The 25,810-nt window shown below is 39.8% G+C and carries 28 protein-coding genes; 23 read left to right on the plus strand and 5 right to left on the minus strand.

Annotation, left to right across the window (positions count from 1 at the left end):
* The first annotated feature begins 325 nt into the window (after positions 1 to 325).
* The 17 genes from J2S23_RS07410 to J2S23_RS07490 all read left to right on the plus strand — a co-directional run bounded on the left by J2S23_RS07410 (position 326) and on the right by J2S23_RS07490 (position 13,370).
* Positions 326 to 967 carry an amino acid ABC transporter permease gene (locus J2S23_RS07410; RefSeq protein WP_307122099.1) on the plus strand — a complete coding sequence of 214 codons (642 nt, stop codon included), beginning with the start codon at positions 326 to 328 and terminating at the stop codon, positions 965 to 967.
* An 8-nt stretch (positions 968 to 975) separates the two neighbouring features.
* Entirely contained in the window at positions 976 to 1,611 is a 636-nt protein-coding gene (locus J2S23_RS07415; protein ID WP_307122100.1) for an amino acid ABC transporter ATP-binding protein, read from the plus strand.
* Positions 1,612 to 1,663: 52 nt separating this feature from the next.
* Positions 1,664 to 2,494 (plus strand): amino acid ABC transporter substrate-binding protein, encoded by an 831-nt coding sequence (locus J2S23_RS07420; protein WP_307122101.1) that lies wholly within the window; start codon positions 1,664 to 1,666, stop codon positions 2,492 to 2,494.
* A gap of 134 nt (positions 2,495 to 2,628) precedes the next feature.
* Complete coding sequence (locus J2S23_RS07425) at positions 2,629 to 4,383, plus strand: alkaline phosphatase (RefSeq protein ID WP_307122102.1); 1,755 nt, start codon at positions 2,629 to 2,631, stop codon at positions 4,381 to 4,383.
* A 75-nt stretch (positions 4,384 to 4,458) separates the two neighbouring features.
* A complete protein-coding gene (locus J2S23_RS07430; RefSeq protein ID WP_307122103.1) occupies positions 4,459 to 5,061 on the plus strand; it encodes a hypothetical protein in 603 nt (200 codons plus the stop codon).
* 3 nt (positions 5,062 to 5,064) lie between these two features.
* A complete protein-coding gene (locus J2S23_RS07435; protein WP_307122104.1) occupies positions 5,065 to 5,703 on the plus strand; it encodes a DUF4767 domain-containing protein in 639 nt (212 codons plus the stop codon).
* A 6-nt stretch (positions 5,704 to 5,709) separates the two neighbouring features.
* The gene (locus J2S23_RS07440; RefSeq protein WP_307122105.1) at positions 5,710 to 6,666 is read left to right on the plus strand and encodes a cation diffusion facilitator family transporter; all 957 of its coding nucleotides are present in this window, start codon (positions 5,710 to 5,712) and stop codon (positions 6,664 to 6,666) included.
* A 94-nt stretch (positions 6,667 to 6,760) separates the two neighbouring features.
* Positions 6,761 to 7,132: a DUF1033 family protein gene (locus tag J2S23_RS07445; RefSeq protein WP_307122106.1), complete on the plus strand. Its 372-nt coding sequence runs from the start codon at positions 6,761 to 6,763 to the stop codon at positions 7,130 to 7,132.
* 184 nt (positions 7,133 to 7,316) lie between these two features.
* Positions 7,317 to 8,258, plus strand: a complete 942-nt coding sequence (gene comGA, locus J2S23_RS07450) for a competence type IV pilus ATPase ComGA (RefSeq protein WP_307122107.1) — start codon at positions 7,317 to 7,319, stop codon at positions 8,256 to 8,258.
* Positions 8,188 to 9,225 carry a competence type IV pilus assembly protein ComGB gene (gene comGB / locus J2S23_RS07455; protein WP_307122152.1) on the plus strand — a complete coding sequence of 346 codons (1,038 nt, stop codon included), beginning with the start codon at positions 8,188 to 8,190 and terminating at the stop codon, positions 9,223 to 9,225. The genes comGA and comGB overlap by 71 nt, the downstream gene beginning before the upstream one ends.
* The gene (comGC, locus tag J2S23_RS07460) at positions 9,222 to 9,527 is read left to right on the plus strand and encodes a competence type IV pilus major pilin ComGC (protein WP_307122108.1); all 306 of its coding nucleotides are present in this window, start codon (positions 9,222 to 9,224) and stop codon (positions 9,525 to 9,527) included. Before comGB ends, comGC begins: the two co-directional genes overlap by 4 nt.
* Positions 9,484 to 9,933: a competence type IV pilus minor pilin ComGD gene (gene comGD, locus J2S23_RS07465; protein ID WP_307122109.1), complete on the plus strand. Its 450-nt coding sequence runs from the start codon at positions 9,484 to 9,486 to the stop codon at positions 9,931 to 9,933. Before comGC ends, comGD begins: the two co-directional genes overlap by 44 nt.
* On the plus strand, positions 9,905 to 10,198 hold the full coding sequence (gene comGE / locus J2S23_RS07470) for a competence type IV pilus minor pilin ComGE (protein ID WP_307122110.1): 294 nt from the start codon (positions 9,905 to 9,907) through the stop codon (positions 10,196 to 10,198). Before comGD ends, comGE begins: the two co-directional genes overlap by 29 nt.
* Entirely contained in the window at positions 10,188 to 10,619 is a 432-nt protein-coding gene (gene comGF, locus J2S23_RS07475; protein WP_307122153.1) for a competence type IV pilus minor pilin ComGF, read from the plus strand. The genes comGE and comGF overlap by 11 nt, the downstream gene beginning before the upstream one ends.
* Positions 10,597 to 11,151 carry a competence type IV pilus minor pilin ComGG gene (gene comGG, locus J2S23_RS07480; RefSeq protein ID WP_307122111.1) on the plus strand — a complete coding sequence of 185 codons (555 nt, stop codon included), beginning with the start codon at positions 10,597 to 10,599 and terminating at the stop codon, positions 11,149 to 11,151. The genes comGF and comGG overlap by 23 nt, the downstream gene beginning before the upstream one ends.
* A gap of 19 nt (positions 11,152 to 11,170) precedes the next feature.
* On the plus strand, positions 11,171 to 12,124 hold the full coding sequence (locus J2S23_RS07485; RefSeq protein ID WP_307122112.1) for a class I SAM-dependent methyltransferase: 954 nt from the start codon (positions 11,171 to 11,173) through the stop codon (positions 12,122 to 12,124).
* A gap of 55 nt (positions 12,125 to 12,179) precedes the next feature.
* Positions 12,180 to 13,370 (plus strand): acetate kinase, encoded by a 1,191-nt coding sequence (locus J2S23_RS07490; RefSeq protein ID WP_307122113.1) that lies wholly within the window; start codon positions 12,180 to 12,182, stop codon positions 13,368 to 13,370.
* A 249-nt stretch (positions 13,371 to 13,619) separates the two neighbouring features.
* Here J2S23_RS07490 and aao read toward each other — a convergent pair whose 3' ends face one another.
* A complete protein-coding gene (gene aao / locus J2S23_RS07495) occupies positions 13,620 to 14,792 on the minus strand; it encodes an aminoacetone oxidase (RefSeq protein ID WP_307122114.1) in 1,173 nt (390 codons plus the stop codon).
* A gap of 102 nt (positions 14,793 to 14,894) precedes the next feature.
* Between aao and J2S23_RS07500 the strand changes: the two genes are divergently transcribed.
* From J2S23_RS07500 to J2S23_RS07510, 3 genes are all read left to right on the plus strand, one after another.
* Positions 14,895 to 15,413: a DUF536 domain-containing protein gene (locus J2S23_RS07500; RefSeq protein ID WP_307122115.1), complete on the plus strand. Its 519-nt coding sequence runs from the start codon at positions 14,895 to 14,897 to the stop codon at positions 15,411 to 15,413.
* 41 nt (positions 15,414 to 15,454) lie between these two features.
* Positions 15,455 to 16,042: a 3'-5' exonuclease gene (locus J2S23_RS07505; RefSeq protein WP_307122116.1), complete on the plus strand. Its 588-nt coding sequence runs from the start codon at positions 15,455 to 15,457 to the stop codon at positions 16,040 to 16,042.
* Positions 16,043 to 16,175: 133 nt separating this feature from the next.
* Positions 16,176 to 16,901: a MerR family transcriptional regulator gene (locus J2S23_RS07510; RefSeq protein ID WP_307122117.1), complete on the plus strand. Its 726-nt coding sequence runs from the start codon at positions 16,176 to 16,178 to the stop codon at positions 16,899 to 16,901.
* 309 nt (positions 16,902 to 17,210) lie between these two features.
* On the opposite strand, the gene J2S23_RS07515 is transcribed toward J2S23_RS07510, so the two are convergent.
* The 3 genes from J2S23_RS07515 to J2S23_RS07525 all read right to left on the minus strand — a co-directional run bounded on the left by J2S23_RS07515 (position 17,211) and on the right by J2S23_RS07525 (position 19,267).
* Complete coding sequence (locus tag J2S23_RS07515; RefSeq protein ID WP_307122118.1) at positions 17,211 to 17,951, minus strand: alpha/beta fold hydrolase; 741 nt, start codon at positions 17,949 to 17,951, stop codon at positions 17,211 to 17,213.
* 44 nt (positions 17,952 to 17,995) lie between these two features.
* Positions 17,996 to 18,781, minus strand: a complete 786-nt coding sequence (locus J2S23_RS07520; RefSeq protein WP_307122119.1) for an L-threonylcarbamoyladenylate synthase — start codon at positions 18,779 to 18,781, stop codon at positions 17,996 to 17,998.
* Positions 18,782 to 18,967: 186 nt separating this feature from the next.
* On the minus strand, positions 18,968 to 19,267 hold the full coding sequence (locus tag J2S23_RS07525) for a YbaB/EbfC family nucleoid-associated protein (protein WP_307122120.1): 300 nt from the start codon (positions 19,265 to 19,267) through the stop codon (positions 18,968 to 18,970).
* 369 nt (positions 19,268 to 19,636) lie between these two features.
* Between J2S23_RS07525 and J2S23_RS07530 the strand changes: the two genes are divergently transcribed.
* The 3 genes from J2S23_RS07530 (at position 19,637) to J2S23_RS07540 (ending at position 24,104) form a co-directional block, all read left to right on the plus strand.
* Positions 19,637 to 20,458 carry a PRD domain-containing protein gene (locus tag J2S23_RS07530; protein WP_307122121.1) on the plus strand — a complete coding sequence of 274 codons (822 nt, stop codon included), beginning with the start codon at positions 19,637 to 19,639 and terminating at the stop codon, positions 20,456 to 20,458.
* Positions 20,459 to 20,578: 120 nt separating this feature from the next.
* Complete coding sequence (locus J2S23_RS07535) at positions 20,579 to 22,657, plus strand: glucose PTS transporter subunit IIA (protein WP_307122122.1); 2,079 nt, start codon at positions 20,579 to 20,581, stop codon at positions 22,655 to 22,657.
* Positions 22,658 to 22,667: 10 nt separating this feature from the next.
* Complete coding sequence (locus tag J2S23_RS07540; RefSeq protein ID WP_307122123.1) at positions 22,668 to 24,104, plus strand: glycoside hydrolase family 1 protein; 1,437 nt, start codon at positions 22,668 to 22,670, stop codon at positions 24,102 to 24,104.
* A 614-nt stretch (positions 24,105 to 24,718) separates the two neighbouring features.
* Here J2S23_RS07540 and J2S23_RS07545 read toward each other — a convergent pair.
* Complete coding sequence (locus J2S23_RS07545; protein WP_307122124.1) at positions 24,719 to 25,453, minus strand: PHP domain-containing protein; 735 nt, start codon at positions 25,451 to 25,453, stop codon at positions 24,719 to 24,721.
* Positions 25,454 to 25,810 lie beyond the last annotated feature (357 nt).

Genomic DNA, 25,810 nt, shown 5'->3' on the forward strand with positions numbered 1-25,810 from the left:
GATATTTGGGTCTTCCAATCCGATTAAATCTGTGGTATTCTTAAGATGTTCCATATGTGTCTTTCTAATGAGTTGTTTGGTCACTTTTCATTATAGATCATATGTGACTTTTTTTCTACACTCAAAAAGGCTCCATAATCTCCGTAAGGTTTTTACCCACTACAGAAATTATAGAGCCAGCTTTTTCTAAAATGGCTATCTGCCTTTTTGATTTGCGTTTAGCTTCGGTCTAGGAGAAATCGTTACGTTAAGAAATGTTATGAAATAAACCTAGTATAATCATGCAAAAGGTGGTATAATAAAACAATATTGTTTGGAGGTTATTATGGATTATATTTTAGAGGTCTTGCCCAACCTGTTAAAGGGAGCGGGTGTTACAGTCCATCTATTTGTCCTTGTTTTAGTTTTATCTATCCCTTTAGGCGTTGTTTTAGCCTTTTTACAGAGAATTGCCTTTAAACCCTTGCAATGGTTTTTACAAGTTTACGTTCTAGTTATGCGGGGAACACCGTTATTATTACAGTTAATCTTTGTTTACTATGTTCTGCCAAGTGTCGGCATAACCTTTGATCGGATGACAGCGGCAATTATTGCTTTTACCTTAAACTATGGGGCTTATTTTGCAGAGATTTTCCGAGGGGGTATTGAAGCCATACCTGCTGGTCAGTACGAAGCTGCCAAAGTTCTCAAACTAAGTTCTTTTCAAACGGTTCGCTACATTGTTCTTCCTCAGGTCATTAAAATTGTCCTTCCAAGTATTTTTAACGAAGTTATAACCCTGGTCAAAGATACCGCCTTGGTCTATGCTTTGGGTGTTGGGGATCTCCTCTTAGCCAGTCGAACAGCTGCTAACCGTGATGCTAGTCTTGCGCCTATGTTTATTGCAGGGGCCATCTATCTTCTGATGATTGGTGTGGTAACACTGGTCTCTAAGAAGGTTGAACAACGCTATAATTATTACAGATAGGAGGAATCATGTTAGAACTAAAACATATTTCAAAACGATTTGGCGATAAACAGATTTTTTCAGATTATAGTTTGGAGATTCCTGCTGGAGAGACATTGGCAATTGTAGGGCAGTCTGGTGGTGGGAAAACAACCTTACTTCGAATGCTAGCTGGCTTGGAATCTATTGATTCAGGCGAATTAGTTTATAATGGGGAATCACTTCCTCTAGAGCATTTGGAAGAGGCAAACTTGTTGGGATTTGTCTTTCAAGATTTTCAGCTCTTTCCGCATTTATCGGTAATGGAAAACTTGACGTTATCACCAATGAAGACGATGAACCAAACCAGGCAAGAAGCTGAGAATCGTGCGAATGCCCTCTTAGAGACCCTAGGTTTAAGTCAGCATGCGTCGGCTTACCCTTATTCATTATCGGGAGGTCAAAAACAGCGGGTTGCCTTGGCTAGAGCTATGATGATTTCACCAGAAATGATTGGATTTGATGAACCGACGTCTGCACTTGATCCGGAATTAAGACGGGAAGTGGAACGGCTCATTCTTGATAATAAAACGTCAGGAATTACCCAGATTGTTGTGACACATGACATGACTTTTGCGCAAACAATTGCTGATCGTATTATTACCATCGAGCCAAAACATTTCTAAATATTGGCTAGATAAAAATCACACCTTAACTTATTAACAAAAGGAGAAAATAATGAAAAAAATCGTTAAAGCAGCTGCCTCATTGGTAGCCATTATTGGTCTTGCAGCCTGTGGAACTAAGGCATCGAATGATGCTCAGACAGATAGCTGGGAGCAGATTGAACAAGCAGGTAAAATTACCATTGGATTTGACAATACCTTTGTACCAATGGGGTATGAAGATACTTCTGGGGAAAATGTCGGTTTTGATATTGACCTTGCAACAGCTGTATTTGATAAATACGGTGTAAGTATTGAATGGCAACCGATTGATTGGGACCTAAAAGAAACAGAACTGAACAATGGCAATATTGACCTCATTTGGAATGGCTATACAGCGACAGATGCGCGTCGTGAACTCGTTCTCTTTACAGAGCATTACATGGCAAACGAGCAAGTACTCGTGACCAAAAAAAGCTTAGGTATCACCAACACAGAAGGCATGACGGACAAGGTCTTAGGCGCTCAGGCGGGATCTTCAGGCTATCAAGTGTTTACAGACGAAGCGAGTGTGCTTAAAGAGTTAGTGGCTACCAATGATGCCAATCAATACGCAACCTTTAACGAAGCTTTGATTGACTTAAAGAATGAACGGATTGATGGTCTCTTGATTGACCGCGTTTATGCCAATTATTATTTGGCCCAGGAAGGCATTTTGGATGACTATAATGTTATCGTACCAGGTTACACCAGTGAAGCCTTCGCTGTCGGTGCTCGTAAGGCAGATAAAACCTTGGTGGACAAGATTAACCAAGCCCTAAAAGAACTCTATACAGATGGAACTTTCGGCGAAATTTCAGATAAATGGTTTGGTGAGGATGTCGCAGCGGACGACATCAAATAAGTAGAGAAAGAGTCTCAAAGAGGCTCTTTTTTTGATATAGTAAAAAACTTCACACATTCTTTACAGCAAATGCATCAAAACAAGAAATAAATAGATTAAACTAACACTTGTAAAAAGAAAATGAGGAGAATCTTATGACATTCAACCGAAAATTGCTGCAACGGCTAGGGATCATTTTAGCGTCATCTACGCTTATTTTGACAGCTTGTGCGACACCTTCTCAGACAGAAAAGACAGGTTCGGTGGCTACTACAGAAACTGTATCAGAAACGTCTTTAGATATCGCAGCAGCAAATGATGCCGAGCTCGCTAAAGAAACTGCTGCTGGAAAAGAAGTGGAGATGTACGACACCGAACGTCCTAAAACAGAAGATTATTCAAAGGTCAATCAAAACCAAGCCAAATATGTCTTTATGTTTATAGGGGATGGGATGGGTGTGACACCCGTTACTGCAGCGGAAAATTATCTCGGGTTTACACGGACAAATGCAGGAGAAGTTTTTCCAGATCGGATGAACTTTACAGAAATGCCAGTTGTCGGCTTGAAAACACAATTTGACTGCCATTCCTTTATCCCAGACTCAGCATCAACAGCAACTGCTTTTGCGACAGGGATCAAGACACAAACCAATACAGTTGGGTTAAGCGGAGATTTTTCAAAGGCGGCAGATTCAGTTGCTGAAAAAGCAAAGCGTGCTGGAAAATCTGTCGGGATTCTTTCAACGGTAACCTTGAACCATGCCACACCAGCTGCCTATTATGCCAATGAAGAATCTCGCAATTCCTACTACGAGATTGGTGCTCAGATGGCAGAAACTAATTTTGACTATTTTGCAGGCGGCTCTTTAAAGCATCGGACAGGTAAAGAGAAAGATCAAAAAGATCTCTTTGATATCATGAAAGACAATGGCTATACTATTGTTGAAACCGCGGCAGATGCTGAAAAAATAGATAAAAATTCTGAAAAAGTTTATTGGGTAGCTGAAGAACTTCAGGATGACGGTGCCATGACCTATGCCATTGACAAGACGGAACAGAGCCAGAGTTTTAGTGATATGGTGGCTAAAGGCATTGAAGTGATGGAGGATAATCCAGCTGGCTTCTTTATGATGGCAGAATCTGGAAAAATCGATTGGGCTGAGCACGCAAACGATGGTGTAACCACCATGGAAGAGGTTATTGATTTTCAGGAATCCATCCAAGTTGCTATTGATTTTTATAACGAGCATCCAGACGATACCTTAATCGTGGTTACTGCTGACCATGCGACGGGTGGTTTTACAATTGGAAATGAATCAACTGGTTATGAAACTTATTTTGATTTGTTGACCAATCAAAAAGGGTCACAAACCGCCTTCAATGATATCGTTACTTCAGAATTGGAAAAAAATCCAAACATGACGTTTGAAGAATTTGCTCCAAAGATTGAAGAATTCTTTGGACTGATTCTTGATGCAGATGCACCAACAGAAATGATTACAAATGCTGAAGAAGAAGACTATTTGAAGGTTCAAGCTGATAATCGTTTACGGTGCTCAAAAGAAGAATATGAAGCGCTAAAGGTGGCCTTTGAAGAATCCAAGAAGGATTCTGCAGATCAAAACACCAATTATGGTGGCTATATACCAGTTTCCATTACAGCAACTCGAATCATTAATAAAAAGGCTGGCTTAGCATGGACTACAACGGATCACTCTGGAGACAAGGTTCCTGTTTATGCCATGGGTTCAGGTGCTTATATGTTTGATGGTGAATTTGATGATACCGACATTGCGATTCGTGTTGGAGATGCTATGGGCTTTAATGGCAAAGTGACGGGGCCGACAGATGGTGGTGAAACCGAAAGTCTTAAACCAACTGGTGTTGGTCTTGCTGCACCAGAATCGTAACCAATGGATGGGATTTAATAAGGCATAAGGGTCAGGGACGTGTCCCCGCCCTTTTGCTCATAAAGAGAGGTAGTTATGAGAAAGATTACGTTTGTATGGATTGCTTTATTGATGTTGGTCGGTTGCGAACAGGCTCAAAACACCTTGTCATCGCAAGAGAGCTTACAACAGGCTGAGGTGGTAAGCTTAAAAAAAGTATTCAAGCAAGAAGAAATTTTATTACCAGACCAATTATTCAATAAAAAGAGTTTGGCTAGCTATGAAGACATGTATGCTTACTTAGAAGGTTTATATGGAAAACCGGTTGATTTGGAAAAAACAGAGTCTGCTGAGGGCATTTATTTAAAAGTTGCCTATTTTTTAGATGAACAGACAGGAACTCAATATTTTGTTGGACAAAATACAATACCGGAGTATGGGCAACTTTCATACAGTTATTTTGGAATCATTGCCTATTCACCAGAAGCTTTAGATGTGGCACTTCAAAAAACAGATTATTATGCTTACAAAAAACAGATTTTAGTTAGCAATTCTCATAATCCTTTTTACCATAATGGAACTGGCATAACTTACCGTAAGTTAGCGGTCACAGATGATGAGATGGCCTATGGTATTTCCATTTTTGATGAGAAAGAGTATACCCTCTATAATGAAGCAGTTTATCAAAAAACGGAGTAAAAAATGGCAAGAAAGCAAAGATTAATGCTTATCGTGAAAGGGTTCTTCCTCCTTTTTCCAGCCGCCCTAGCGCTACTGATTATTGGACCAAGTCTTGGAAATCAATCAGGCGGGCAGACCCTTTCACATCAAGGACACACTCATTTTCCACTGGCATCAAAATTGGCTACTAATAAGTCACTAATAGTTGGTCATGTTCACCAAACAGCTCAAACGACACTAGATACACCTTGGAATCTTAGTAAAGCAGAGAATCTTAGGCAAAAGTTGATGACTTATAGACCTGTTGGTCAAGGAAACTATAAAGAATATTTTATGGGAAATGGTATCGACTGGCAAGGGACAGAACTGCCTAAAGGCCTCGTTCAAGAAAAGGGACAAGCTCTTGTTGATGGCAAGGCTCAGGATTTTCGCTATTCTCAGACTGCAGAACAGCCGGGCTGGCATATTGTTGCTGTTTTTTCAAATCAAGAAGATCCTTCTGCAGAGTTGAAACATACCTACCTTTTTGTAATTGCTAATGGTCAAGGGCCAATAGTGCTAGAACCCCAACGAAGAGATGGGAATCAACTTCATCTAACGAGTCAGGTGGATCAGGAAGTACAAGCCTTGTTTAAATCTGTTGTCGATGGAGAGAGGTAGAAAAAGATGTTAAGTATTAGATTAGTAGATAAGGAAAAAAACCATAGATGCCATCACCACCATGACCATCATTTGAGTCATCATTTGGGAGTCGATCATGACTCCCAATCGATAAGTCGGCAAATGGGAATTGTTGGTCTTATTAATTTGGCCTTTGCTGGGATGGAACTTTTTTTTGCTGGGCGATTTCGATCGACAGCTCTTTTTTCAGATGCCATTCATGACTTAGGAGATGCTATTGCTATTGGCCTATCCTGGTTTTTTGAAAAAGTATCAGGATTACCAGCAGATGATCAGTACCCTTTGGGATACCGACGCTTTTCCCTGTTAGGAGCCTTAATTTCATCTAGTGTGATGATTGTAGGTTCCCTAATTGCCATTACGTTCGGTTTACTATCTCTGAGAGATCCTTGGCCTGTCAACTCTAAAGGTATGCTTATCGTTGGAGTCTTGGCGGTCTTTGCAAACTTAGTATCTACCTATGTCTTGAGAGGAAAAGATTCAGTAAACGGCAATATGTTGAATCTTCATCTTTTAGAAGATGTGTTAGGGTGGATAGCTGTTATTCTTGTAGCCCTCATCTTACAAGTCACAGACTGGTATTTTTTAGACCCACTCTTATCTATCGGAATCGGGCTGACAATGTTGATTAAAACGGTACCGACTTATTTAGATATTTGTCAAATTTTCCTTACAGGATTACCTAAATCGATAGAATTAACCAGAATTTATGAAGCGATTGAAAAAGTTTCAGGTGTTAGCCAAATCGTAACGAAAACCCCTATCACAACAGATGGACGAACGCTCATCATGGGGTTGAAAATAGAAACGGCCTTAACCTCAGTAGAGGAGCAATATCGGTTGAAAAAGCAGGTTAAGGAACAACTCGAATCTTTGGATGTCAGACAGAGTTTCATTGAGATAATACCTGAGAAACGACAACGATTAGAAGGGCATCAGTAAGATAAGAGGATTAGAAGAAGGATGTCATAAGCAAATTTTTTCCTATTTTTCAAATTTTCAGATATAATACGATACATAAAGGAAGTATGAAACCATGTATCAAGTGATTGAATTATTTGGAGATTATGAACCCTGGTGGTTTTTAGAGGGTTGGGAAGAGGATATTGTAAGCTTTGAACTCTTTGAATCCTATGGTGAAGCACTCAGCTTCTATCAAATGAAGGGAGAGCAATTTGCGCAGCTTTTCCCTAAAAAAGAAGAAAAACGAGACCAGCCGGACCAGGATGTCATGGTAGCTTTTTGGAATCCTGACGAACAGCGTTGGTGCGAAGAATGTGGTGAGAATTTACAACAGTTCCATTCTCTGCTGATCAGAACAGTCTCTGAATCGGTAACACCGCTTTCGAAAACAGTGTCCGAGCCTTCATCCAAAGTAAAAATCTGCCGCCTGCAAAAAGAAGCCTAAACTAGTAATGCTAAAAAAGTTGACATTTTTTGTCGACTTTTTTTGTTTATTACGAATGTAAAAGTAAGGGAGCATTGGCTAAGAGTTGGTTCAGAAAAGATGACCTGTCGTATTAAAGAGTCAATACTAATTGGCGATCAATAAGATGTATCACTTTGAGAGGAAGGTCAGGAAAGGAAGAGGAATGGTACAAGAACGTGCAAAACAATTGATTGCCGATGCGGTAAAGGACCGCATTAGTGATCTTTACTTTTTACCCAAGGACACCCATTTTGAATTGTATCGCCGTCACAATGATGAGCGGCAATTTATGGGAGAGTTTCCTTACGATGACATGCAGGCCATCGTTGGGCATTTCAAGTTTGTTTCAGGTATGAATGTCGGAGAGAAGCGTCGGAGCCAGCTTGGCTCTTGTCAGTATGATTATGGAGAAGGAACGATTTCACTCAGGCTATCAACGGTTGGTGACTATAAAGGACATGAGAGTTTGGTCATCCGGCTCATCTATGACTTGGACAAGGATTTGTCTTTCTGGTTTGAAAATGTTAAAAAACTATCAGATGATGTGAAAGGAAGAGGACTATATCTCTTTTCGGGACCTGTCGGCAGTGGCAAGACCTCTCTGATGTATCACTTGGCTCGTCTTCGTTTTCAAGGCCAGCAGGTCATTACCATTGAAGACCCAGTCGAAATCAAACAAGAGGAGATGCTCCAACTGCAACTCAATGAAGCGATTGGATCAACCTATGATGATTTAATCAAATTGTCGCTAAGGCATCGACCGGATTTACTGATTATAGGAGAAATCCGGGATAGTCAAACAGCCCGGGCTGTTGTCCGCGCTAGCTTAACAGGTGCTACCGTTTTTTCAACCATACATGCCAAGTCTATTAGTGGTGTTTACGATCGCTTGTTGGAGTTAGGCGTAACGCCAGAGGAGTTAAAAAACAGCCTTCAAGGCATTTATTACCAGCGTTTATTAGTAGGAGGAGGTATCGTTGATTTTGCCGATCAAGACTTTGAAAATTACCAGCCAACCAAATGGAACCAGCAGATTGATCAGCTTTTTGAAGCAGGACATCTCTCTGAACGTCAGTGGCAAAGCGAAAAAATTAAAACTGCTTAAACAAAAGAAAGTTATTGCTTTATTTAATAATCTCTTTCATTCAGGATTTAACTTGACCGAAATCATTGATTTTCTAAAAAGAAGTCAACTCCTAAGTGACCCTTATACTGATGTGATGCAAAAAGGATTAGTAGCAGGACAACCATTTTCACGCATCATGCAAGAATTAGGTTTTTCAAGTCAAGTTGTAACCCAGTTAAGTCTGGCTGAGCTCCATGGTAATTTAGCCCTCTCTTTGGAAAAGGTCGAAGCCTATCTAGGTCAAGTCCTATTAGTCAAGAAAAAACTGGTTGAAGTAGCTACCTACCCAGTTGTATTGCTTGGCTTTCTAGTCTTTCTGATGTTGGGGATGAAAAATTACCTTTTACCTCAGATGACAGATGGTAATCTGGCAACGGTTTTAGTCGGGCACTTTCCTTCGATTTTCTTAGGAATAGCCTGTCTCAGTGTTCTGATAATTCTTGGTATAAAGATTTGGATGAAGCGGACAGCACACTTACCGGTAGCTTGTTTTCTAGCTCAGCTACCCGGCCTTGGTCGACTCGTCAAACGTTATCTGACAGGATATTATGCCAGAGAATGGGGGAATCTGATTAGTCAGGGTTTGGAAATGCCTCAGATTTTAGATATCATGGTTGACCAACCCTCTAAGTTATTTGCGGAAATCGGTCAGGACATGAAGCAAAGCCTATCAAATGGTCAAACCTTTCACGAAAAAGTGAAGGACTATCCTTTCTTTGAAAAGGAACTCTCACTCATGATTGAGTACGGTGAAGCCAAATCCAAACTCGGTCAGGAATTGACCATCTATGCCCAAGATTGTTGGGATCGATTTTTTACTCAGGTCAATCAGTTAATGCAACTAATTCAACCCCTGATTTTTATCTTTGTCGCTCTCGTCATCGTGCTGATCTATGCAGCCATGCTCTTACCAATATATAACAACATGGAGGTTACATTATCATGAAAACTTTAAAAGAAAAAATACTTAAAACAAATACGAAAGCGTTTACATTGATTGAGATGTTAATTGTATTACTTATCATCAGTGTTTTGTTACTGCTGTTTGTTCCTAATTTAAGTAAGCAAAAGGACAGCGTGACTAAAACAGGAAATCAAGCTATTGTCAAGGTGGTTGAGAGTCAAAAGGAACTCTACGCTATCGCGAATCCAACAGCTGGGGAACCTAGCGCTGAAACGTTGGCAAGTGAAGGTTATATTACCAATGACCAATTGGAAACTTACAACAACCATGTTGCGGGAGAATAAGGATTGGAAGTCCAGTGTCAAAGCTTTTACGCTGTTAGAGAGCCTTCTGGTTTTAACCATCATAATCAGCCTGACTATCCTGTTATCTTCTCAGGTCAAACCTGTTTTTAGCAAGGTGCGCCAGCAGTTATTTTTCCTTGAATTTGAACACCTCTACCGAGAAACACAAGAGCTAAGCCAAGCGCAGGGCCAACGACTGACGCTTCAATTGTCTCATGGTGCTATCACCAACGGCTACCAGACAGTGACTCTTCCAGAGGATATCACAGGACCAAACCAAACAGTCGTTTTCGAGACGCATGGAGGTAATAATTCTCTCCAGAAACTAAGCTTTCAGACACCGACGCAAAGCGTCCATTATCAATTGTATATAGGGAGTGGTAAATATAAAAAAACAGCAGATTAAAGCTTACATCCTTTTAGAATCCTTAATTGCAACAGCCCTTTTTGCCCTCTTGGTAGGGGTTGTTTTAACTGAAATCGACACGAGTCGAGCGCGTCAAAATGCTTACCTCCAACAAGAGGAAGGTTTTCAAGTTGCTAAAATGGCGTTGCAAACAGGTGTCGACCAGTTGAGCCTTAACGGTCAAGAAATAGTTATTTCAAGAAAGGATAAGGGGTTAGAGATTAGCCAGAAAGGAGATATACTTGTCAGCATTAATGAACAGTAAGGTTAAAGGCTTTACCTTGCTAGAATGTCTTGTAGCCTTACTGGTCCTTTCTGGTAGCCTTTTGGTATTTGATGGGCTTACTCGTTCCCTTGCTCATGATGTCTCCTACCAACAACAACAACCGACCAAAGATTGGTTAATTTTTTCAGAGCAACTGCGCCAGGAATTAGACCAGAGCCATTTGGTTAAAGTGGAAAACAATCGTCTCTATGTTAAGAAAGGAAATCAGGAGTTAGCCTTTGGCCAGTCACGTCAAGATGACTTCAGAAAAACAAATTGGGCTGGATTAGGCTATCAACCGATGGTCCAAGGTGTTGCAAACAGCACTATTTCTGAAAGAGACGGAGTAATCTATATCACTTTAGTATTTGAATCGGGTTTAGAAAGGGAATTTGTACATGCCATGGAAAAAGACCGTTAGAGCAGGAATCCTTCTTTATGCCCTCTTGATGCTCGCCCTCTTTAGTCTACTTTTGCAGTTCTACCTTAATCGCCAAGTGATGCTGGCCCAAACCAATCAAGCCAACACTCATTCTTTAACGGCCTATGCCATGGCTCAATGGACCAAGGAAGCGGTTGAACAAGACTTGGAAAGTAAAGCAATCGTAGCAGATGAACCTGATATTGAGAGGATCGAGGATGCTCAAACTACTGATCAAGAGAGTAAGGCCGATCAAGATAGCAGAGATGAGTCTATTGCTACACTTGAACCGATTGAAGGTCAGGCGCATTCAGAGCCTGTTGCTCAAGAGAGAGAAGAGCCACTGTCTGAAAAAGTAGCGAATACACCAAAGGTGAATCATGATGAGGAAAGCTTATCTAAAGGACAACTTTATTTTGACAAAGGGGAGGCTCGTTACCAGCTCGAAGACGGCCAGTTAAAGGTGGATGTTCAGTTAACGGGTGGGCAAGTCTTTCAGTACCAATTCCCTATTAATAGCGAAAATCACTGATTTTTGGTATGATAAGACTATGAATTTTGAAAAGATTGAAGCAGCTTATGAGTTGCTCTTAGAGAATGTTCAGTTGATGCAAAATCAATTGATGACCAATGCCTACGATGCCTTGATTGAACAGAATTTAGCCTATTTAAATGAGACAGTACAAGACGGCACCATTCAAAAAAACAATGAGGCTTTGAAGGCTTTAACGCTTTCTAAAGAAGAATGGCGACGTGCCTATCAATTTTTGCTGATTAAGTTGAACCAGGCGGAGCCCTTACAGTATAATCATCAGTTTACACCGGACAGCATAGGATTTTTGATTGCATTTGTGATTGAAACTTTAACAGTAGAAGACCGTTTAGAAATCTTAGAAATCGGCTCTGGTATTGGGAATTTAGCCAATACACTGCTCAACAACACTCAAAAAGACCTGGATTATCTAGGAATTGAACTGGATGATCTCTTGATTGACTTGTCCGCTAGCATGGCAGAAGTCATGGGAGCAGACGTTCATTTTGTGCAAGGAGATGCGATTCGTCCCCAACTTTTAAAGCCTTCTGACATTATTCTATCGGATTTGCCAGTCGGCTACTATCCAGATGACAGCATTGCTAGTCGCTTTTCAGTAGCATCTAAAAAAGAGCATACCTATGCCCATCATCTCTTGATGGCTCAGTCTATTAAGTATTTAAAAGCGGACGGCTATGCGATTTTTCTAGCACCTAATAACCTTTTAACGAGCGCTCAAAGCGATCTCTTAAAGGTCTGGCTTAAGGAGGAGGCACAACTGGTAGTTATGATTAATCTGCCAGAAACTCTGTTTGGAAAGAAAGAGATGGCCAAATCACTCTTTGTTTTTCAAAAGCCAAAGGTAGAATTTCAAGAGACCTTTGTCTACCCATTACAAAGTTTACAAGATCCTGAGACTTTACAGAATTTTAGTCAGGTCTTTAAAAAGTGGGTTTTGGAATATGCAAATTAGTCTAAAATCTGTTATAATGGTGGAAACGCTTTAGAAAAAAAGGGGAAAATGATCAATGTCAAAAACAATTGCAATTAACGCTGGGTCATCAAGTTTAAAATGGCAACTCTATCAGATGCCTGAAGAAACAGTATTGGCTAAGGGGATTATCGAACGTATCGGATTGGATGATGCTATTTCAACCGTAAAATTTGATGGTCGCTCTGAATCACAGACCTTGTCAATTAAGGACCACACTGTTGCTGTTAAGCTTTTACTAGAAGACTTGAAGCGCTTTGGCATTATTTCAGATTTTTCAGAGATTACTGGCGTTGGCCATCGTGTCGTTGCTGGTGGTGAAATTTTCAAACAGTCAGCCTTGGTAACCGACGAAGTTCTTGCACAAGTTGAAGAATTGGCAGCCCTTGCTCCGCTTCATAATCCGGCTAACGCAGCTGGTATTCGAGCATTTAGAGAAATTCTGCCAGATATTACAAGTGTGGTCGTCTTTGATACTGCCTTTCATGCTTCTATGCCTGAGGTAGCCTACCGTTACCCTCTTGAAGATAAATATTACACAGACTACCAGGTTCGTAAATACGGTGCTCACGGGACTAGCCATTTTTATGTTGCCCAGCAGGCGGCTGATATACTAGGCAAACCGCTTGAAGACTTAAAACTCATCACAGCTCATATTGGAAATGGTGTATCTTTGACTGCTGTTGATGGTGGGAAATCTGTGGATACCTCAATGGGATTCACTCCGCTTGCAGGTCCGATGATGGGAACACGCTCAGGAGATATTGATCCGGCGATTATTCCTTATTTGGTAGAGCATGTTCCAGGTTTGGATGACGCGGCTGCAGTTATTAATGTTTTAAACAAAGAATCAGGAATTTTAGGCGTTACAGGCCGTACGAATGATATGCGTGATTTAGAAGCAGGTGTTGAAGCTGGTGATCCTAAGTGTCAGTTGGCCTATGATATGTTTGCAGATCGTCTCAAGAAGTTTATCGGTCAGTACTTAGCTGTTTTAAATGGTGCGGATGCACTTGTTTTCACAGCCGGTATCGGTGAAAATGCCGCAAACTTACGGGCTAAGATTGTTGAAGGTTTGACTTGGTTTGGTCTTGATATTGATCCTGAGAAAAATGTCTTTGGTACTACGGGTATTATCTCAACAGATGCAGCGCGTGTTAAAGTTTTGGTCGTGCCAACCGATGAAGAATTGGTGATTGCTCGAGATGTTGAAGCCCTCAGAGGATAAATCGTTATAAAATCTTAACAAAAAATAGGAAAAAATATCAGCTCTCTTTGATACCGTGAAATCAAAGGGAGCTGATTCTTTTGTTATTGAGCCATATTTTTCCAGGTGATAGGCAACATTTAGAGCTTGTTTGATGTGATTACTATCCCTTTGACAGTCTTAATTGATTTGACTTGAAGATTATCTGTTTTTTTGCATCCTCTACCTATGCGTCTCTGAGTTTCCGAGTGAGTTTTTAGTGATCTCTTATCAGTAATGTAAACTACCGGCAACCCAGCCGGTACACAGGGCAGCGGTAATATTGAAGCCACCAGTGTGGCCATTAATATCGAGCACTTCACCTGCAAAATGCAGACCAGGTACTTTCTTGCTCTCCAGTGTTTTTGGATTGATTTCAGTCAAGTCTACACCCCCTTTGGTCACAAAGGACTTAGGTAAGGACATTTTGCCAGTGACTGGTATAGGGAGTTGTTTGAGGCGCTCTAAAAGGTGATCACGTTCTTTATGCGTGAGCTGTTTTCCTTTTTCAGGGAGGCCGTCACAGTAGAACTCAGCGAGACGCTCGGGTAGTATGGTTTTTAGGGTATTCTTAAGCGATTTTTCACGGTTCTCGTCTAATAAGGCCTCGAGGTCTTGTTTGGAATGATTGGGGAGGACATCGAGATAAATGGTCTCACCGCCAGAGACAAAGCTGGAAATCCGTTGGGCGGCTGGTCCTGAAAGACCAAAGTGGGTAAAAAGAAGGTCGTGGGTGATGATATGTTTCTCATAGGATAGGGTCACATCATCAAGAGAAATTCCTTGCAACCTTTTGTGAGGGAAGTCCGTCATCAAAGGACTTTCGGCGGCTTCCATGGGTGTGACCTCAAGCTTAAAGTGTCTGGCGATATCGTGACCAAAGCCAGTAGAGCCGGTTGAAGGGTAGGACTTTCCACCGGTCGTCACGATTAAGCGCTCGGCTTCAAAGGTTTGGTCCTTGGTTTTGACAATAAACCTGTCTTCGGGCCGCTTGACGGAGACAACCTCAGTTTGAGTGGCGATGGTTACACCGAACTTAATCATCTCATCCACCAAACACTGGATGATGGTCATCGATTTATCCGTAGTTGGAAACATACGGCCGTGGTCTTCTTCTTTAAGTTTTACTCCCCGATCTTCAAAGAAGCGAATGATGTCCTGGTTGTCAAACTGGGAGAAGACGCTATATAAAAAACGGCCATTGCCAGGAATACCAGCAATCACATCCTCTAAGGGACCACAATTGGTCACGTTACAGCGACCACCACCTGTACCAGCTAATTTTTTCCCAAGTTTTCGGTTTTTATCAATCAAGAGAGTCCGTTGGCCATAAGTGGCTGAACTAATTGCTGCCATCATTCCAGATGGGCCCCCTCCAATAATAATAGTATCATATGTATTCATAGTTTTATTCTATCATAATGCCTTGGAAAATTTGACAGGAAAGGCCTGATGTGATACTATCTAAGATGATATTATTTAGCGAGATGTAGAAATGGGATTGATATGTCAGTAGAGAAAACCGTCAGTGAAATAGCCGATATTTTAGGAATTAGTCGGCAGGCCGTTAATAATCGGGTTAAGGCCTTTCCAGAAGAATTTGTGGATAAAAATGACAAGGGAGTGACCGTTGTAAACCGGGCTGGTTTGATTGAGCTTGAAAAACACTACAAGAAAACCATCTTTGAAGATGAACCGGTAAGCGAAGAAACCAAGCAACGGGAATTGATGGAGATTTTAGTCGATGAAAAAAATGCTGAAATCGTTCGTCTGTATGAACAGCTCAAAATGAAGGATGAGCAAATCGCTGCTAAAGATGAGCAAATCCGCATCAAGGATGTTCAGATTTCCGAGAAAGACAAGCAATTAGACCAGCAACAACAGTTGACAGCCAAGGCCATGAATGACCGAGACACCTTGAAATTAGAGCTCGATGAAGCTCAAGCTCAAGCAATAGCTCAGGCAGAAGCCCAAGCTCAAGAACAAGAAAAGAAAGGTTTCTGGGCGAAGTTATTTGGTAAATAAGGAGAGGCCCGAAAGGGTCTTTTTTGATGAAAGGAACTCAGATGAAAGTTTTATCTAGCTACATAGCCTTAGATTTGGAGTTTAATCAAGCCAATGGGATAGAGGAAATTATCCAACTCTCGGCCGTAAAGATGATTAACCATGAAGAAGTTGAGCAGTTTGACACCTATGTTTATACGGACACGCCATTACAAAGCTTTATCAATGGTTTAACGGGAATTACGGCTGATAAGGTTGCTACCGCCCCGGAAATATCACAAGTCATAGCTTCATTTGCAGATTTTGTTGGGGACTTGCCATTAATTGGCTACAATGCTCAAAAATCAGATCTTCCCTTGTTGCTTGAGGAAGGACTAGATTTGACTAGTCACTACCAGGTTGATGTTTATGATGAGGCTTTTGAGCGCAGAAGTACGGATCTTAATGGCATTATTAATCTCAAATTAACCAGTGTAGCAGATTTTCTTGCTATCAAGGGTCGCGGTCACAATAGCCTTGAGGACGCCCGCATGACAGCTAAGGTTTATGAGGCCTTCTTAGAGTTGGATGCTAATAAGGCCTACCTATCTCAACAAGAACAGGTCACTACGGATAATCCCTTTGCTGCTCTAGGAGGTTTCTGGGAGTAGCAGGTACGTTGACAGGGCTGTCAACTAAATGTCACACGATTTTTCAAAAAAAATAAAAAATCCCCTAGGGTCAGGGATTGCTCATACCCCTAGGTCATGTGCTATAGTAAGGGCAGAAAGGAGGTGAGATGAAATGTCGTTAACCTACACAACAGGAGAGATGGCCAAGCTAGCAGAGGTTTCTGTCCGAACTGTTCAATATTATGACAAGCGTGGCATTCTTCAGCCGTCCAGCCTAACAGAAGGTGGTCGTCGTTTATATAGTCAAGCTGACTTGGACCGCTTGCAGATCATCTGTTTTCTTAGAGAGCTTGATTTCTCGATTGAGCAGATCAGGTCAGTCCTAACAGAAGACAATGCTGGTCAAGTTTTAGAAATGCTTTTAGAAGATCAAATTAGCCGTCTTAAGGCAGAAGTGTCTGATAAGAAGACCAAGCTTGACAGGACTGTAAAGCTTCTAAATGGCCTGGGCCGAAATCAATTCAACTCCTTAGACTATCTGAACGACATTTCAAGGCTCATGAAAAATAAGGATAACTGGCGTCGTCTGCAATGGTGGTTTTACCCACGGCTCTTTACAGTCATTGCCCTCTATGGTCTTGGTATTTACTTAGCGACAGTGGTATTTGAGTCTAAGTGGCTGATGTGGTTGAGTATAGCTGTATTTTTGATGGTACTAAATGGCTTAATCTATAGTTATGTGCTGAAAATCGAATACCTTTGCCCCGTTTGTCATAAGACTTTTGCCCCATCATTTAAAGAGTTTGCAGTTGCTGGCCATACACCTAGAACCAGAAAGGTAACCTGCCCTCACTGCAAAACCAAATCTTACTGTCTGGAATTGGCCAAAGAGGTGTGAAGGAGAATAATGAAAAAAGGAGCTGATTCGTCAGCTTCTTTTTGGTTGGTCTCATGGATGTTCACAGAGCTTGGTAAATTCAAAAAGTTTTGGGGAATATTGTTGAACTAGAAATGGGGCTGATGCAGCGAGTAGGCAGTTATCTGAGGAAAGGGCACGAAGATAACCTATCAGTTGGCTAGTAGAGTAGAACGGATTAAAATCAAACGTATCACTATGGCCGGACTAGAACAGCTGTTTTTGAAATAAAAAAGTTGATAGTATTTTCATTTTCGTTTAACGTCAGAAGACGGGGTGTTCTTTACAAGATTACAGGTTTTCGTTAGACAAAAGGAAGTCTTTGATAGCTTTTGCTACTTCATGGGGCCTATCGGTATGAGGGCTATGGCCAACTGCTAGCAATTTTTGGATATCAATGGTTTGGGGGAGTTGCTCTATCATCTCTGTTTTCCAATCAGGGCAGTTGCGTGTCTGTGAAATCAACAAGGTAGGACAGGTAACCTGAGGGAGAAAGCCTTGGCAATGCCGCTGAAGGGATAGCAGCTCCTTAAGAGCTGTGGGGTTCAGGTTTAATTTCCAGAGGCCATCTTCCGTTACTATGTAATTAGCTAAACTAGCTTTATGAAGGTTTTCAGACCAAAAAAGAGCATTTTGCTGTTCTTGGGCAATGATCTCCTCTGGATTTTGGAAGACTTGTTGTTCCAGATAAGCTCGAGTTTGTAGCCATTCGTCTTCTAGACTGACTAGGGCATCAAGATTAAAATAGCCACCATCGAGAAGAATAAGGCTTTCAGCAGTCTCGTAGTGGCTCGCTAAGTAGGAAAAAAGCATAGCGCCCATTGAATGCCCAATCAGACGAAAAGGTTCTGCTATATTGACCCTCTCTTCAAACCAAAGGTGCAGGTCGATAAGATTAGTAAGAATCGTGTCAAAAGCCTCTCCATGTCCAGGTAATTCAAGAACTGTTACAGGAAAGGGCAGGTGAGCAATCAAATCCATGGCATGATAGGGATTACTCCCAAGGCCACCTAAAAAATAAATCGGAATCATAAACTTATGATAACATAAAAAACGCCAAATGGCGCTTTTCAGTTTTAATAGTATTCCCCTTGGCGGTAGTTCCAAGAATTAAAGTGATCGGATAAGTGCATCATAATCTTGTCAATATCAAGGCCTTTGCGGATAACAACTGGACAAGGCTCGATAGAGCGACTATCCGCTCCTTGCTCAGGAATTAAGGTTCCCTCTGAATCTACCATTGAGACCATGACCCCTTGTTCGTAGCGCGTTTCAATGGTTTTGTCAGGCTGGATAGAAGCCACGTAATCATCTGCCTCCAAAATGAGGTCGACCTTGGAAGCAATGCGCTCCCCAATTCCCTCGACCTTGCCACGGTTTCCTTTGCCAGATGGGTTAGCAGAAGAAGCGTAGACCATTTTTCCTTCAGATTCCCACATTTCTTTAGCAATTTGTTCGCCGGCTACTCCAAACTTAATCACAAAGCATGAGGTGCCGCGGACATCGGTCATCAACTCTTCACGTCCATCTCCGTATGCTTTGAGTTTTTCAAAGGCTTCTGGTTTCCATGGTAAAATGCAGCCAAGAAGAATATCTTCATCCCAATGTTTTTGGTAAAAGGCATCGATTTCAGGAGTTAACTGCGCAAGCTTACGCAATTCCTCCATGCTGCCACAAAGGACAACACCTGGTTTGTTGCGTTTACGTTCTTTCGCGTCAAATTTACGTTCCAATCCCTCTTTATCACTGGTCATAATGATATAGCCGACCTTGGTCGGACAGACAATAAGGCCACCAGTGTTTTGTAGAATAGCAAGACCTTCTTGAGAAAGGTTACCATCCCAATGCAGTTGTTTAGTCATAAAAATCCTCATTTCTAATCGGAAAATTCTGATGAAAATTTCAATTTTCAGATAATTCATATTATAACAAAAATAAAAGAAAAAGCAAGCCTGTTTGGCCTGCTAAAACAAATCCTTTAAAAATCATCAAAAAATTTTGATATGTCTTGACTGAGTAAACCTATTTGGGCAACTTTTATCTAACGACTAGAAGGGAAGTTTGCCTGCAAAAGCACCCATAGACTTTTCAGTAGCTTTATCGATTTGAGCTAGGGCATCGTTAACAGCTTGAAGTGTCATTTCTTGTAGGGTTTCCAGATCGTCAGGGTCAACCACATCAGTCTTAAAGTCGATGGCTTTTAAGGTTTTGTCCCCTGAAAAGGTAGCGGTCACTAAGTCTTGGGCAGACTTACCGACAAAATCAGTCGCTGCCAACTCTTTTTGACTGCTTTCCATCTGTTTTTGGAGTTTTTGAGCCTGTTTCATCATTTGTTGCATATTCATCATAAGATTTTCTAGATTCCTTTCGTATCAAGGGTTTGGGCCCTGTTGTAAATGAATTATTGCCTGAATTTAAGGCAAAATAATATGTATTTATTACTATTTAATAAGTATATCATAGAATATATTAAATAGGCTAGAATTAATTGTCGAAAATGCTAACATCATTTTAAAGTTTTCAGTTGATTTTATAAAACAACTTATTTAAAAATTTTATAAAATAGTCTTGACAAAGAAAATTAAGATGGTGAAATGAAAACGTAAACAAAACAAGGTGTTACTCCACAGAGGCACTACTTGAATGCGAAATTTCAGTTTAAAGACTGGTTTGGCTATTTTGAGTAGACCCTGTGGTTTTATTTTGAGGAGGTTATCATGCTAGTTATCAAGCAAATCAATAATAATGCTGCCATAGCAAAAGATGCTTCTGGTACAGAAATAATTATTTTAGGCAAAGGAGTAGGATTCCCGAAGACACCTTATGAGATAAAGGATATGTCAAAAATCGAGCGAACATTTTATGATGTTGATTCACAATATTTAGAAATGGTTGCTTCTTTGCCCCAAGATGTGTTAATGGCAAGCGCTGATATCGTTGAACGTGCTGAAGTTGAATTAGACAGTGTCTTTAATACAAATTTGCCTTTCACTCTAGCTGACCACATCAATTTTGCCATTGAAAGAATATCCAAGGGGATTGATATCACTTCCCCAATTGCTTATGATGTAAAACATTTATATCCACAACAATACAGTATTGGTAAGGTTGCAATAAATATTATTCAAAAGGCAACGGGACATCTCTTACCTGCTACAGAAGCAGTTAATGTGGCACTTCATTTAATTACAGCTCAAGCTGAATCAGGAGATATGCACGATATTATAAAGTCTGTTGAAATTATTTCTGAAATTCGAAAGCTCATTGAAAGTAACTTAGATATTACAATTGATGAGGAATCCTACCAGTTTTCGCGGTTTGTTATGCATCTTCGCTATCTTATCAAAAGGCTTAACGGAGGGAAGCATACCCATAAGGATTCTACCATGTTGAAAACAATGAGTAGAGAGTACCCTAAAGAATATTATTGTGTTCTTAAAATAACAGAATATCTTAACGAAAAATGGTCCTGGACCTGTGATGAAGAGGAGATGCTTTATCTCTTGATTTATGTTACCCGATTATCAAATAAAACTTAATACAACTAAATGGAGTGTTAGCTTAGGCGCATAACCCATAGTGAAGAAAGTAGAAAAGGTCTTGGACTCTTTCTGTTTTCTTGACTATGGGTTTTTCTTATCAAAAAGAAAGGAAAAGTTATGGTAAATAATGACATCAAAAACACTATTATATTGCTAGCAGGTGATTATAGCAATGTCATTAATGAGCATCAATCTAAAAATATTTTAACACTAAAAGTTAAAGATAGAAGTGTTGTTCAAGTGGATGAAATTGAAAAACTTGACGAAGTAACCTCAATTTCAGTCGTACAAAATAGGATTCGAATCCTATTGATAAAAAAACATACAGAAGAGGATGGAATAATGTCAAAAAAGAGAGATTTTAAACAATTAGCCAGTACTATTGTGGAAAATGTTGGTGGTAAAGATAATATCAATGGTTTACGTCATTGTATTACACGCTTACGTTTTCGTTTGAAAGATGAAAATTTAGCAAATAAGAATGTGCTGGAAAACACAGATGGTATCATTTCTGTAGTTAAAGGTGGCGGAGAGTATATGGTTGTGATAGGTAATGATGTTGTAAAAGCCTATGATGCCGTTAATGATGTACTAGGAATTTCAGAAGGTCAGTTAGACCAGCATGCCTCAAGCGTAGATAAACAAAATCCTATCATGAAAGTCATCAATGCTGTTGTTGGAGCAGTTATGCCGGCTCTGAATTTTATTTGTGCTGGCGGTGTTCTAAAGGGACTATTAACAATACTTTCAATGACTGGCTTGTTGGATGCTAAAGATGGTTTATACATTTTAATTAACGCGATGGGGGATGCTGTATTCTTCTTCCTTCCAATAATTTTAGGGTATAACTTTGCCAAACACATGAAAGGAGATCCCTTCCTTGGTTTAGTCATTGGAGCAATTTTATGTTACCCAGCCGTAAATGGAGTAGATCTTAAACTATTTGGTATAGCTACTAAGGCTACTTATACAAGTTCTTTCTTACCTGTTATTGCCATTACAGCAATTGCCGTTATTATTGAACGATTCTTGAAAAAATATATTCCAAGTGTTGTTTCAGGATTTTTAGTACCCGTAATAACCCTTTTGATAGTTATTCCATTAGGATTTGCTCTTGTGGGACCATTTGTTAACGAAGCAAGTAATGCTGTAAATGCTGGTTTAAACTTCTTATTAGGAAGTTCGCCAATTATTGCCGGATTAGTCTTTGGTGGCTTGTACCAAGTCATGGTTTTATTTGGCATTCACCAAGCTGCAACATCTATTTCATTCATGAATGTCTTATCAGGAAAACCTGACCAAATTATGGCAATGGGTGTATTAGTATGTTTTGCACAAGTTGGTGTTGTTTTAGCTATTTACTTAAAAACAAAAGATAAAAAATTAAAAGGAATTGCTTTACCAGCGGTTATTTCTGGTTTATTTGGAATTACAGAACCTGCTATTTATGGTGTGACGCTTCCAAGATTAAAAATGTTTATCATTTCTTGTATTGGTGGTGCTTTAACAGGAGCATTTATTATGGCAACTGGTGTTACCATGTATAGTTTTACTGGATTAGGTTTAGTGACTTTCCTAGGTTTAGTCTCACCAAAAAATCCTGATTTTATTTTACCAATAATAGCTGCCTTAATAGGTTTTGTCTTCTCATTTGTTGCTACTTTTGCCCTCTATAAAGACAATGATAGTGACTTAGTAGTATCAACTGAAGTAGCTGATGATAAGAGTAAAGACACAGTAGTAACATATACTGTAAAAAGCCCATTAGCTGGTATAGTCCATGAATTGACAGAAGTTCCAGATCAAGTATTTGCCTCAGGTGCTCTTGGTAATGGAGTAGCAATACAACCAGAAACAAATGTTGTTTATGCACCTGCAGATGCAACTGTAACTGCTCTTATGCCTTCAAAGCACGCTATCGGTTTAACCCTAGATAATGGGGCAGAATTATTAATCCATGTTGGTATTAATACAGTCAATTTAAATGGACTGTATTATGATTACTTGGTTAAAGAGAATCAAAAAGTTAAAGCCGGAGAGCAAATAATGACATTTGATAGACAAGCTATCGAAGCAGTCGGATATAAAACTATAACACCTATTATTATCACTAACTCTGGTGAATTTGGAACAATAGCTGTGTTAGCAAAAGACAAAGTAGAAGTAGGAGACTTACTATTAGATTTTTCAAAATAAGGAGAAAAAAATGACTAAATTTCCAAAAAACTTTTTATGGGGCGGAGCTATTGCAGCTCACCAAGTTGAAGGCGCCTGGGACGTAGATGGTAAAGGTCCTACAGTAATGGATATGGTAACCAGTGGTAGCCATACTATTCCAAGAATTTATGATCCCACTTTATCTGACAATCATTTTTTCCCTACTCATGAAGGTATTGATTTTTTCAATCATTATCCAGAAGATATCGCATTATTTGCTGAAATGGGTTTTAAAACATTGCGTTTATCTATTAACTGGACTCGTATCTTTCCAACCGGAATGGAAGAAGTAGCAAATGAAGCAGGACTACAATTTTATGATAAGGTTTTTGATGAATGCTTGAAGTATGGTATTGAGCCACTTGTGACTTTATGTCATTATGAAATGCCATATGCACTAGTAGAGAAGTATAATGGTTGGGCAAGTAGAGAAGTTATATCTTGCTTTGAAAAATTCTCTAAAACGGTTATAGACCGTTATCATACTAAGGTCAAGCGTTGGCTAACTTTTAATGAAATTAATGCTGGCACATTATTTACAGGTGTTGTTATGACTTTGGGAATTGTTAAAGATTATCAAGGACCAATGTTGGATGCTCCAGCTAGTGAAGCAGAGAAGTTCCAAGCATTACATCACCAGTTTGTTGCTAGCGCACGAGTTGTTAATTATGCGCACCAACATTATCCCGAATTACAAATGGGGAATATGATTGGTTTCTTACCACAGTATGCTTTTACTCCTAATCCAGCAGATATCTTGTTGGCACAGGAAAAAAATAGAATCGTCAACTGGTTCTGTTCAGATATTCAAGTCAGAGGAAAATATCCTACCTATGCGCAGCGATTCTTTAAAGAAAATAATATTCAACTAAAAATTGAAGAGGGTGATTTAGAAGATTTGGCTAAAGGTCGAGTTGACTTTTATACCTTGAGTTACTACATGTCATTTTGTGTGTCAACTGATAATAATTTGGAAGAAACAGGTGGAAATCTTTTAGGTGGTATTAAAAATCCATATTTAGAGGCTTCTGATTGGGGCTGGCAAATTGATCCTAAAGGACTACGTTGGTTATTAAATGAAATCAATGATCGTTATGAAATCCCGATTATGGTAGTTGAGAATGGTTTAGGTGCTTATGATGAGAAATCTTCTGATGGTAAGATTCATGACGATTATCGATCAGCTTATTTAAGAGAACATATCATTCAGATGGCTGAAGCTATTGAGGATGGTGTCAATCTGATTGGCTATACACCTTGGGGTTGTATTGATCTTATCAGCCTATCGACTGGCGAAATGGCAAAAAGATATGGCTTTATTTATGTTAATAAGTTTGATGATGGAACTGGGGATTTTAGTCGAGAAAAGAAAGACTCATTTGAATGGTATAAAAATGTTATCGCATCTAATGGCGATAGGCTTTAAGAATTGGAACCTAACCTATATAGGTTCTTGAATATTTAACCTCCCTATTATTTTTTCAATTGAAGTATTGAATTGAAAAAACTATTGTATACAAATTTATACTTAACAAAAATCAAAAATTACTTTTTTATCTCTTTCTTAAAAGTGCGGACGCTCAAAAGGTTTGGGGAACCTTTTGAGGTGAGAAATAGAGTTGACAAAGTCAACATCAAAACCACCTTCGGAGTTTCATTGCTATTTTTGATTTTGGATGAGTATTAAAAAGCTTTCCTCTATTGAAGAAAGCTTTTTTGTACATTTCAGATACTGTCTTTGTCTATTTTTTGTCTTATTGTAATAAATTTAAGTTATTTTAGTTTAACTTAGTAAATATTAAATGGCTTTAAATCAATCTTTCTGACGATTGCAAGACTTAAAAAATCGTGGAACAAGTCTTGCATATTCATCATAAGATTTTCTAGATTCCTTTCTTAGAAGGGCTTAGCCCATGTGTGTTAGGTGATCAAAATGACCGCTTTTCTAAAAATTAGGGAAACCATTGCCTACTCCCCTTTTCTCCATCCATTATACCATGGAAAAGAAACAAATTAAAGAATGAGGCTAGGAAAACAGGGTTAGATGAGCTGGTCCTCTGGGATTCCTTCGGCATCCAAGAGCTTTTTAATGCGGTCGAATTGCAAGCGGAAATGGTCTAGACGATGCCCGTCAGAACCAATAGAATAGCGCTGACAACCCAAATCATGGACGAGGTGAAGGGCATACTTGTAAAGCTCTTCATGCCCGTAAAGGTACATGCTTTTAGCATTTAATTCAAAGGCTAGGCCATGAGTTATCATTTTTTGGAAAATGCGAATGAGTTGTGGTTCATAGACTTTTAACTGGTCAACCTCAAGATCAAAGAGTCGAAAACCATAATCAAAGTGCGCCAGAACATCAGCTTCAACCCGGCCAATGGCATATTCTAAAAGATCCAGATATTCGCGGATGACCTGGTCAGGATGAAAATCTTTGACCTCATCATCCAGGTAGTCATTGGTGCCATTGTGATGGACAGAGAGTAGCTTGAGGTCATAGTGTTTACCCTCTAAATAGTCCAGGATATCCTGTTCCCTTGGCTGATAATAACCAATTTCGATTCCTGTTTTGATACGATTGCCATAACGCTCATTTAGCCCCTTAATATGGTCAACATAAGCCTCATAATCAGGGGCATCGTCTTGCTTGGTATAGGGGTTAGAGTAGTCAAAATGCTCAGTTGTAACGATTTCACCAGGGTAGTGATCGAGGTAGGCTTCAAAACTTTCGTCAGAGTCGTATGAGAAGTAGGTGTGTAGATGGTTATCGCGCATGCTAATCTCCTTGATTGTCATTGCTACCATTATACCAAATTAAAGGTTCAAATGGTTTTTAGGACCTAAATGGCCAAGGACAAAATTATATTTTCCGAAAGAATGGCAAAAATGATGGCAAAACTATTGAATTTTCTGACAAATAGAGGTACAATAAGAGAAATACTAAAACGACGACAGAAAAAAATCCCAAGGAACCAACAGAGAGTACGTGAGGTGAGAGCGTACACCCTTAGGAGAGCACATTCTGGAGTGCATGTTCGAAAAAAACTGATGAGTAGGGCATGACGGTTGGCTCACGTTACGAGGGAAGTTTCAAACTTCATGAGGGTTACAGGGCAATCTGTGACTAAATTA

Origin of the sequence: Streptococcus moroccensis (assembly GCF_030812835.1) — a bacterium.
Lineage (GTDB): Bacteria > Bacillota > Bacilli > Lactobacillales > Streptococcaceae > Streptococcus > Streptococcus moroccensis.

Bases quoted from the DNA above. Each gene is read 5' to 3' on its own strand.
- J2S23_RS07410 (WP_307122099.1), top strand. From the start codon at position 326: ATGGATTATATTTTAGAGGTCTTGCCCAACCTGTTAAAGGGAGCGGGT.
- J2S23_RS07415 (WP_307122100.1), top strand. From the start codon at position 976: ATGTTAGAACTAAAACATATTTCAAAACGATTTGGCGATAAACAGATT.
- J2S23_RS07420 (WP_307122101.1), top strand. From the start codon at position 1,664: ATGAAAAAAATCGTTAAAGCAGCTGCCTCATTGGTAGCCATTATTGGT.
- J2S23_RS07425 (WP_307122102.1), top strand. From the start codon at position 2,629: ATGACATTCAACCGAAAATTGCTGCAACGGCTAGGGATCATTTTAGCG.
- J2S23_RS07430 (WP_307122103.1), top strand. From the start codon at position 4,459: ATGAGAAAGATTACGTTTGTATGGATTGCTTTATTGATGTTGGTCGGT.
- J2S23_RS07435 (WP_307122104.1), top strand. From the start codon at position 5,065: ATGGCAAGAAAGCAAAGATTAATGCTTATCGTGAAAGGGTTCTTCCTC.
- J2S23_RS07440 (WP_307122105.1), top strand. From the start codon at position 5,710: ATGTTAAGTATTAGATTAGTAGATAAGGAAAAAAACCATAGATGCCAT.
- J2S23_RS07445 (WP_307122106.1), top strand. From the start codon at position 6,761: ATGTATCAAGTGATTGAATTATTTGGAGATTATGAACCCTGGTGGTTT.
- comGA (WP_307122107.1), top strand. From the start codon at position 7,317: ATGGTACAAGAACGTGCAAAACAATTGATTGCCGATGCGGTAAAGGAC.
- comGC (WP_307122108.1), top strand. From the start codon at position 9,222: ATGAAAACTTTAAAAGAAAAAATACTTAAAACAAATACGAAAGCGTTT.
- comGD (WP_307122109.1), top strand. From the start codon at position 9,484: ATGACCAATTGGAAACTTACAACAACCATGTTGCGGGAGAATAAGGAT.
- comGF (WP_307122153.1), top strand. From the start codon at position 10,188: ATGAACAGTAAGGTTAAAGGCTTTACCTTGCTAGAATGTCTTGTAGCC.
- comGG (WP_307122111.1), top strand. From the start codon at position 10,597: ATGCCATGGAAAAAGACCGTTAGAGCAGGAATCCTTCTTTATGCCCTC.
- J2S23_RS07485 (WP_307122112.1), top strand. From the start codon at position 11,171: ATGAATTTTGAAAAGATTGAAGCAGCTTATGAGTTGCTCTTAGAGAAT.
- J2S23_RS07490 (WP_307122113.1), top strand. From the start codon at position 12,180: ATGTCAAAAACAATTGCAATTAACGCTGGGTCATCAAGTTTAAAATGG.
- aao (WP_307122114.1), bottom strand. From the start codon at position 14,792: ATGAATACATATGATACTATTATTATTGGAGGGGGCCCATCTGGAATG.
- J2S23_RS07500 (WP_307122115.1), top strand. From the start codon at position 14,895: ATGTCAGTAGAGAAAACCGTCAGTGAAATAGCCGATATTTTAGGAATT.
- J2S23_RS07505 (WP_307122116.1), top strand. From the start codon at position 15,455: ATGAAAGTTTTATCTAGCTACATAGCCTTAGATTTGGAGTTTAATCAA.
- J2S23_RS07510 (WP_307122117.1), top strand. From the start codon at position 16,176: ATGTCGTTAACCTACACAACAGGAGAGATGGCCAAGCTAGCAGAGGTT.
- J2S23_RS07515 (WP_307122118.1), bottom strand. From the start codon at position 17,951: ATGATTCCGATTTATTTTTTAGGTGGCCTTGGGAGTAATCCCTATCAT.
- J2S23_RS07520 (WP_307122119.1), bottom strand. From the start codon at position 18,781: ATGACTAAACAACTGCATTGGGATGGTAACCTTTCTCAAGAAGGTCTT.
- J2S23_RS07525 (WP_307122120.1), bottom strand. From the start codon at position 19,267: ATGATGAATATGCAACAAATGATGAAACAGGCTCAAAAACTCCAAAAA.
- J2S23_RS07530 (WP_307122121.1), top strand. From the start codon at position 19,637: ATGCTAGTTATCAAGCAAATCAATAATAATGCTGCCATAGCAAAAGAT.
- J2S23_RS07535 (WP_307122122.1), top strand. From the start codon at position 20,579: ATGGTAAATAATGACATCAAAAACACTATTATATTGCTAGCAGGTGAT.
- J2S23_RS07540 (WP_307122123.1), top strand. From the start codon at position 22,668: ATGACTAAATTTCCAAAAAACTTTTTATGGGGCGGAGCTATTGCAGCT.
- J2S23_RS07545 (WP_307122124.1), bottom strand. From the start codon at position 25,453: ATGCGCGATAACCATCTACACACCTACTTCTCATACGACTCTGACGAA.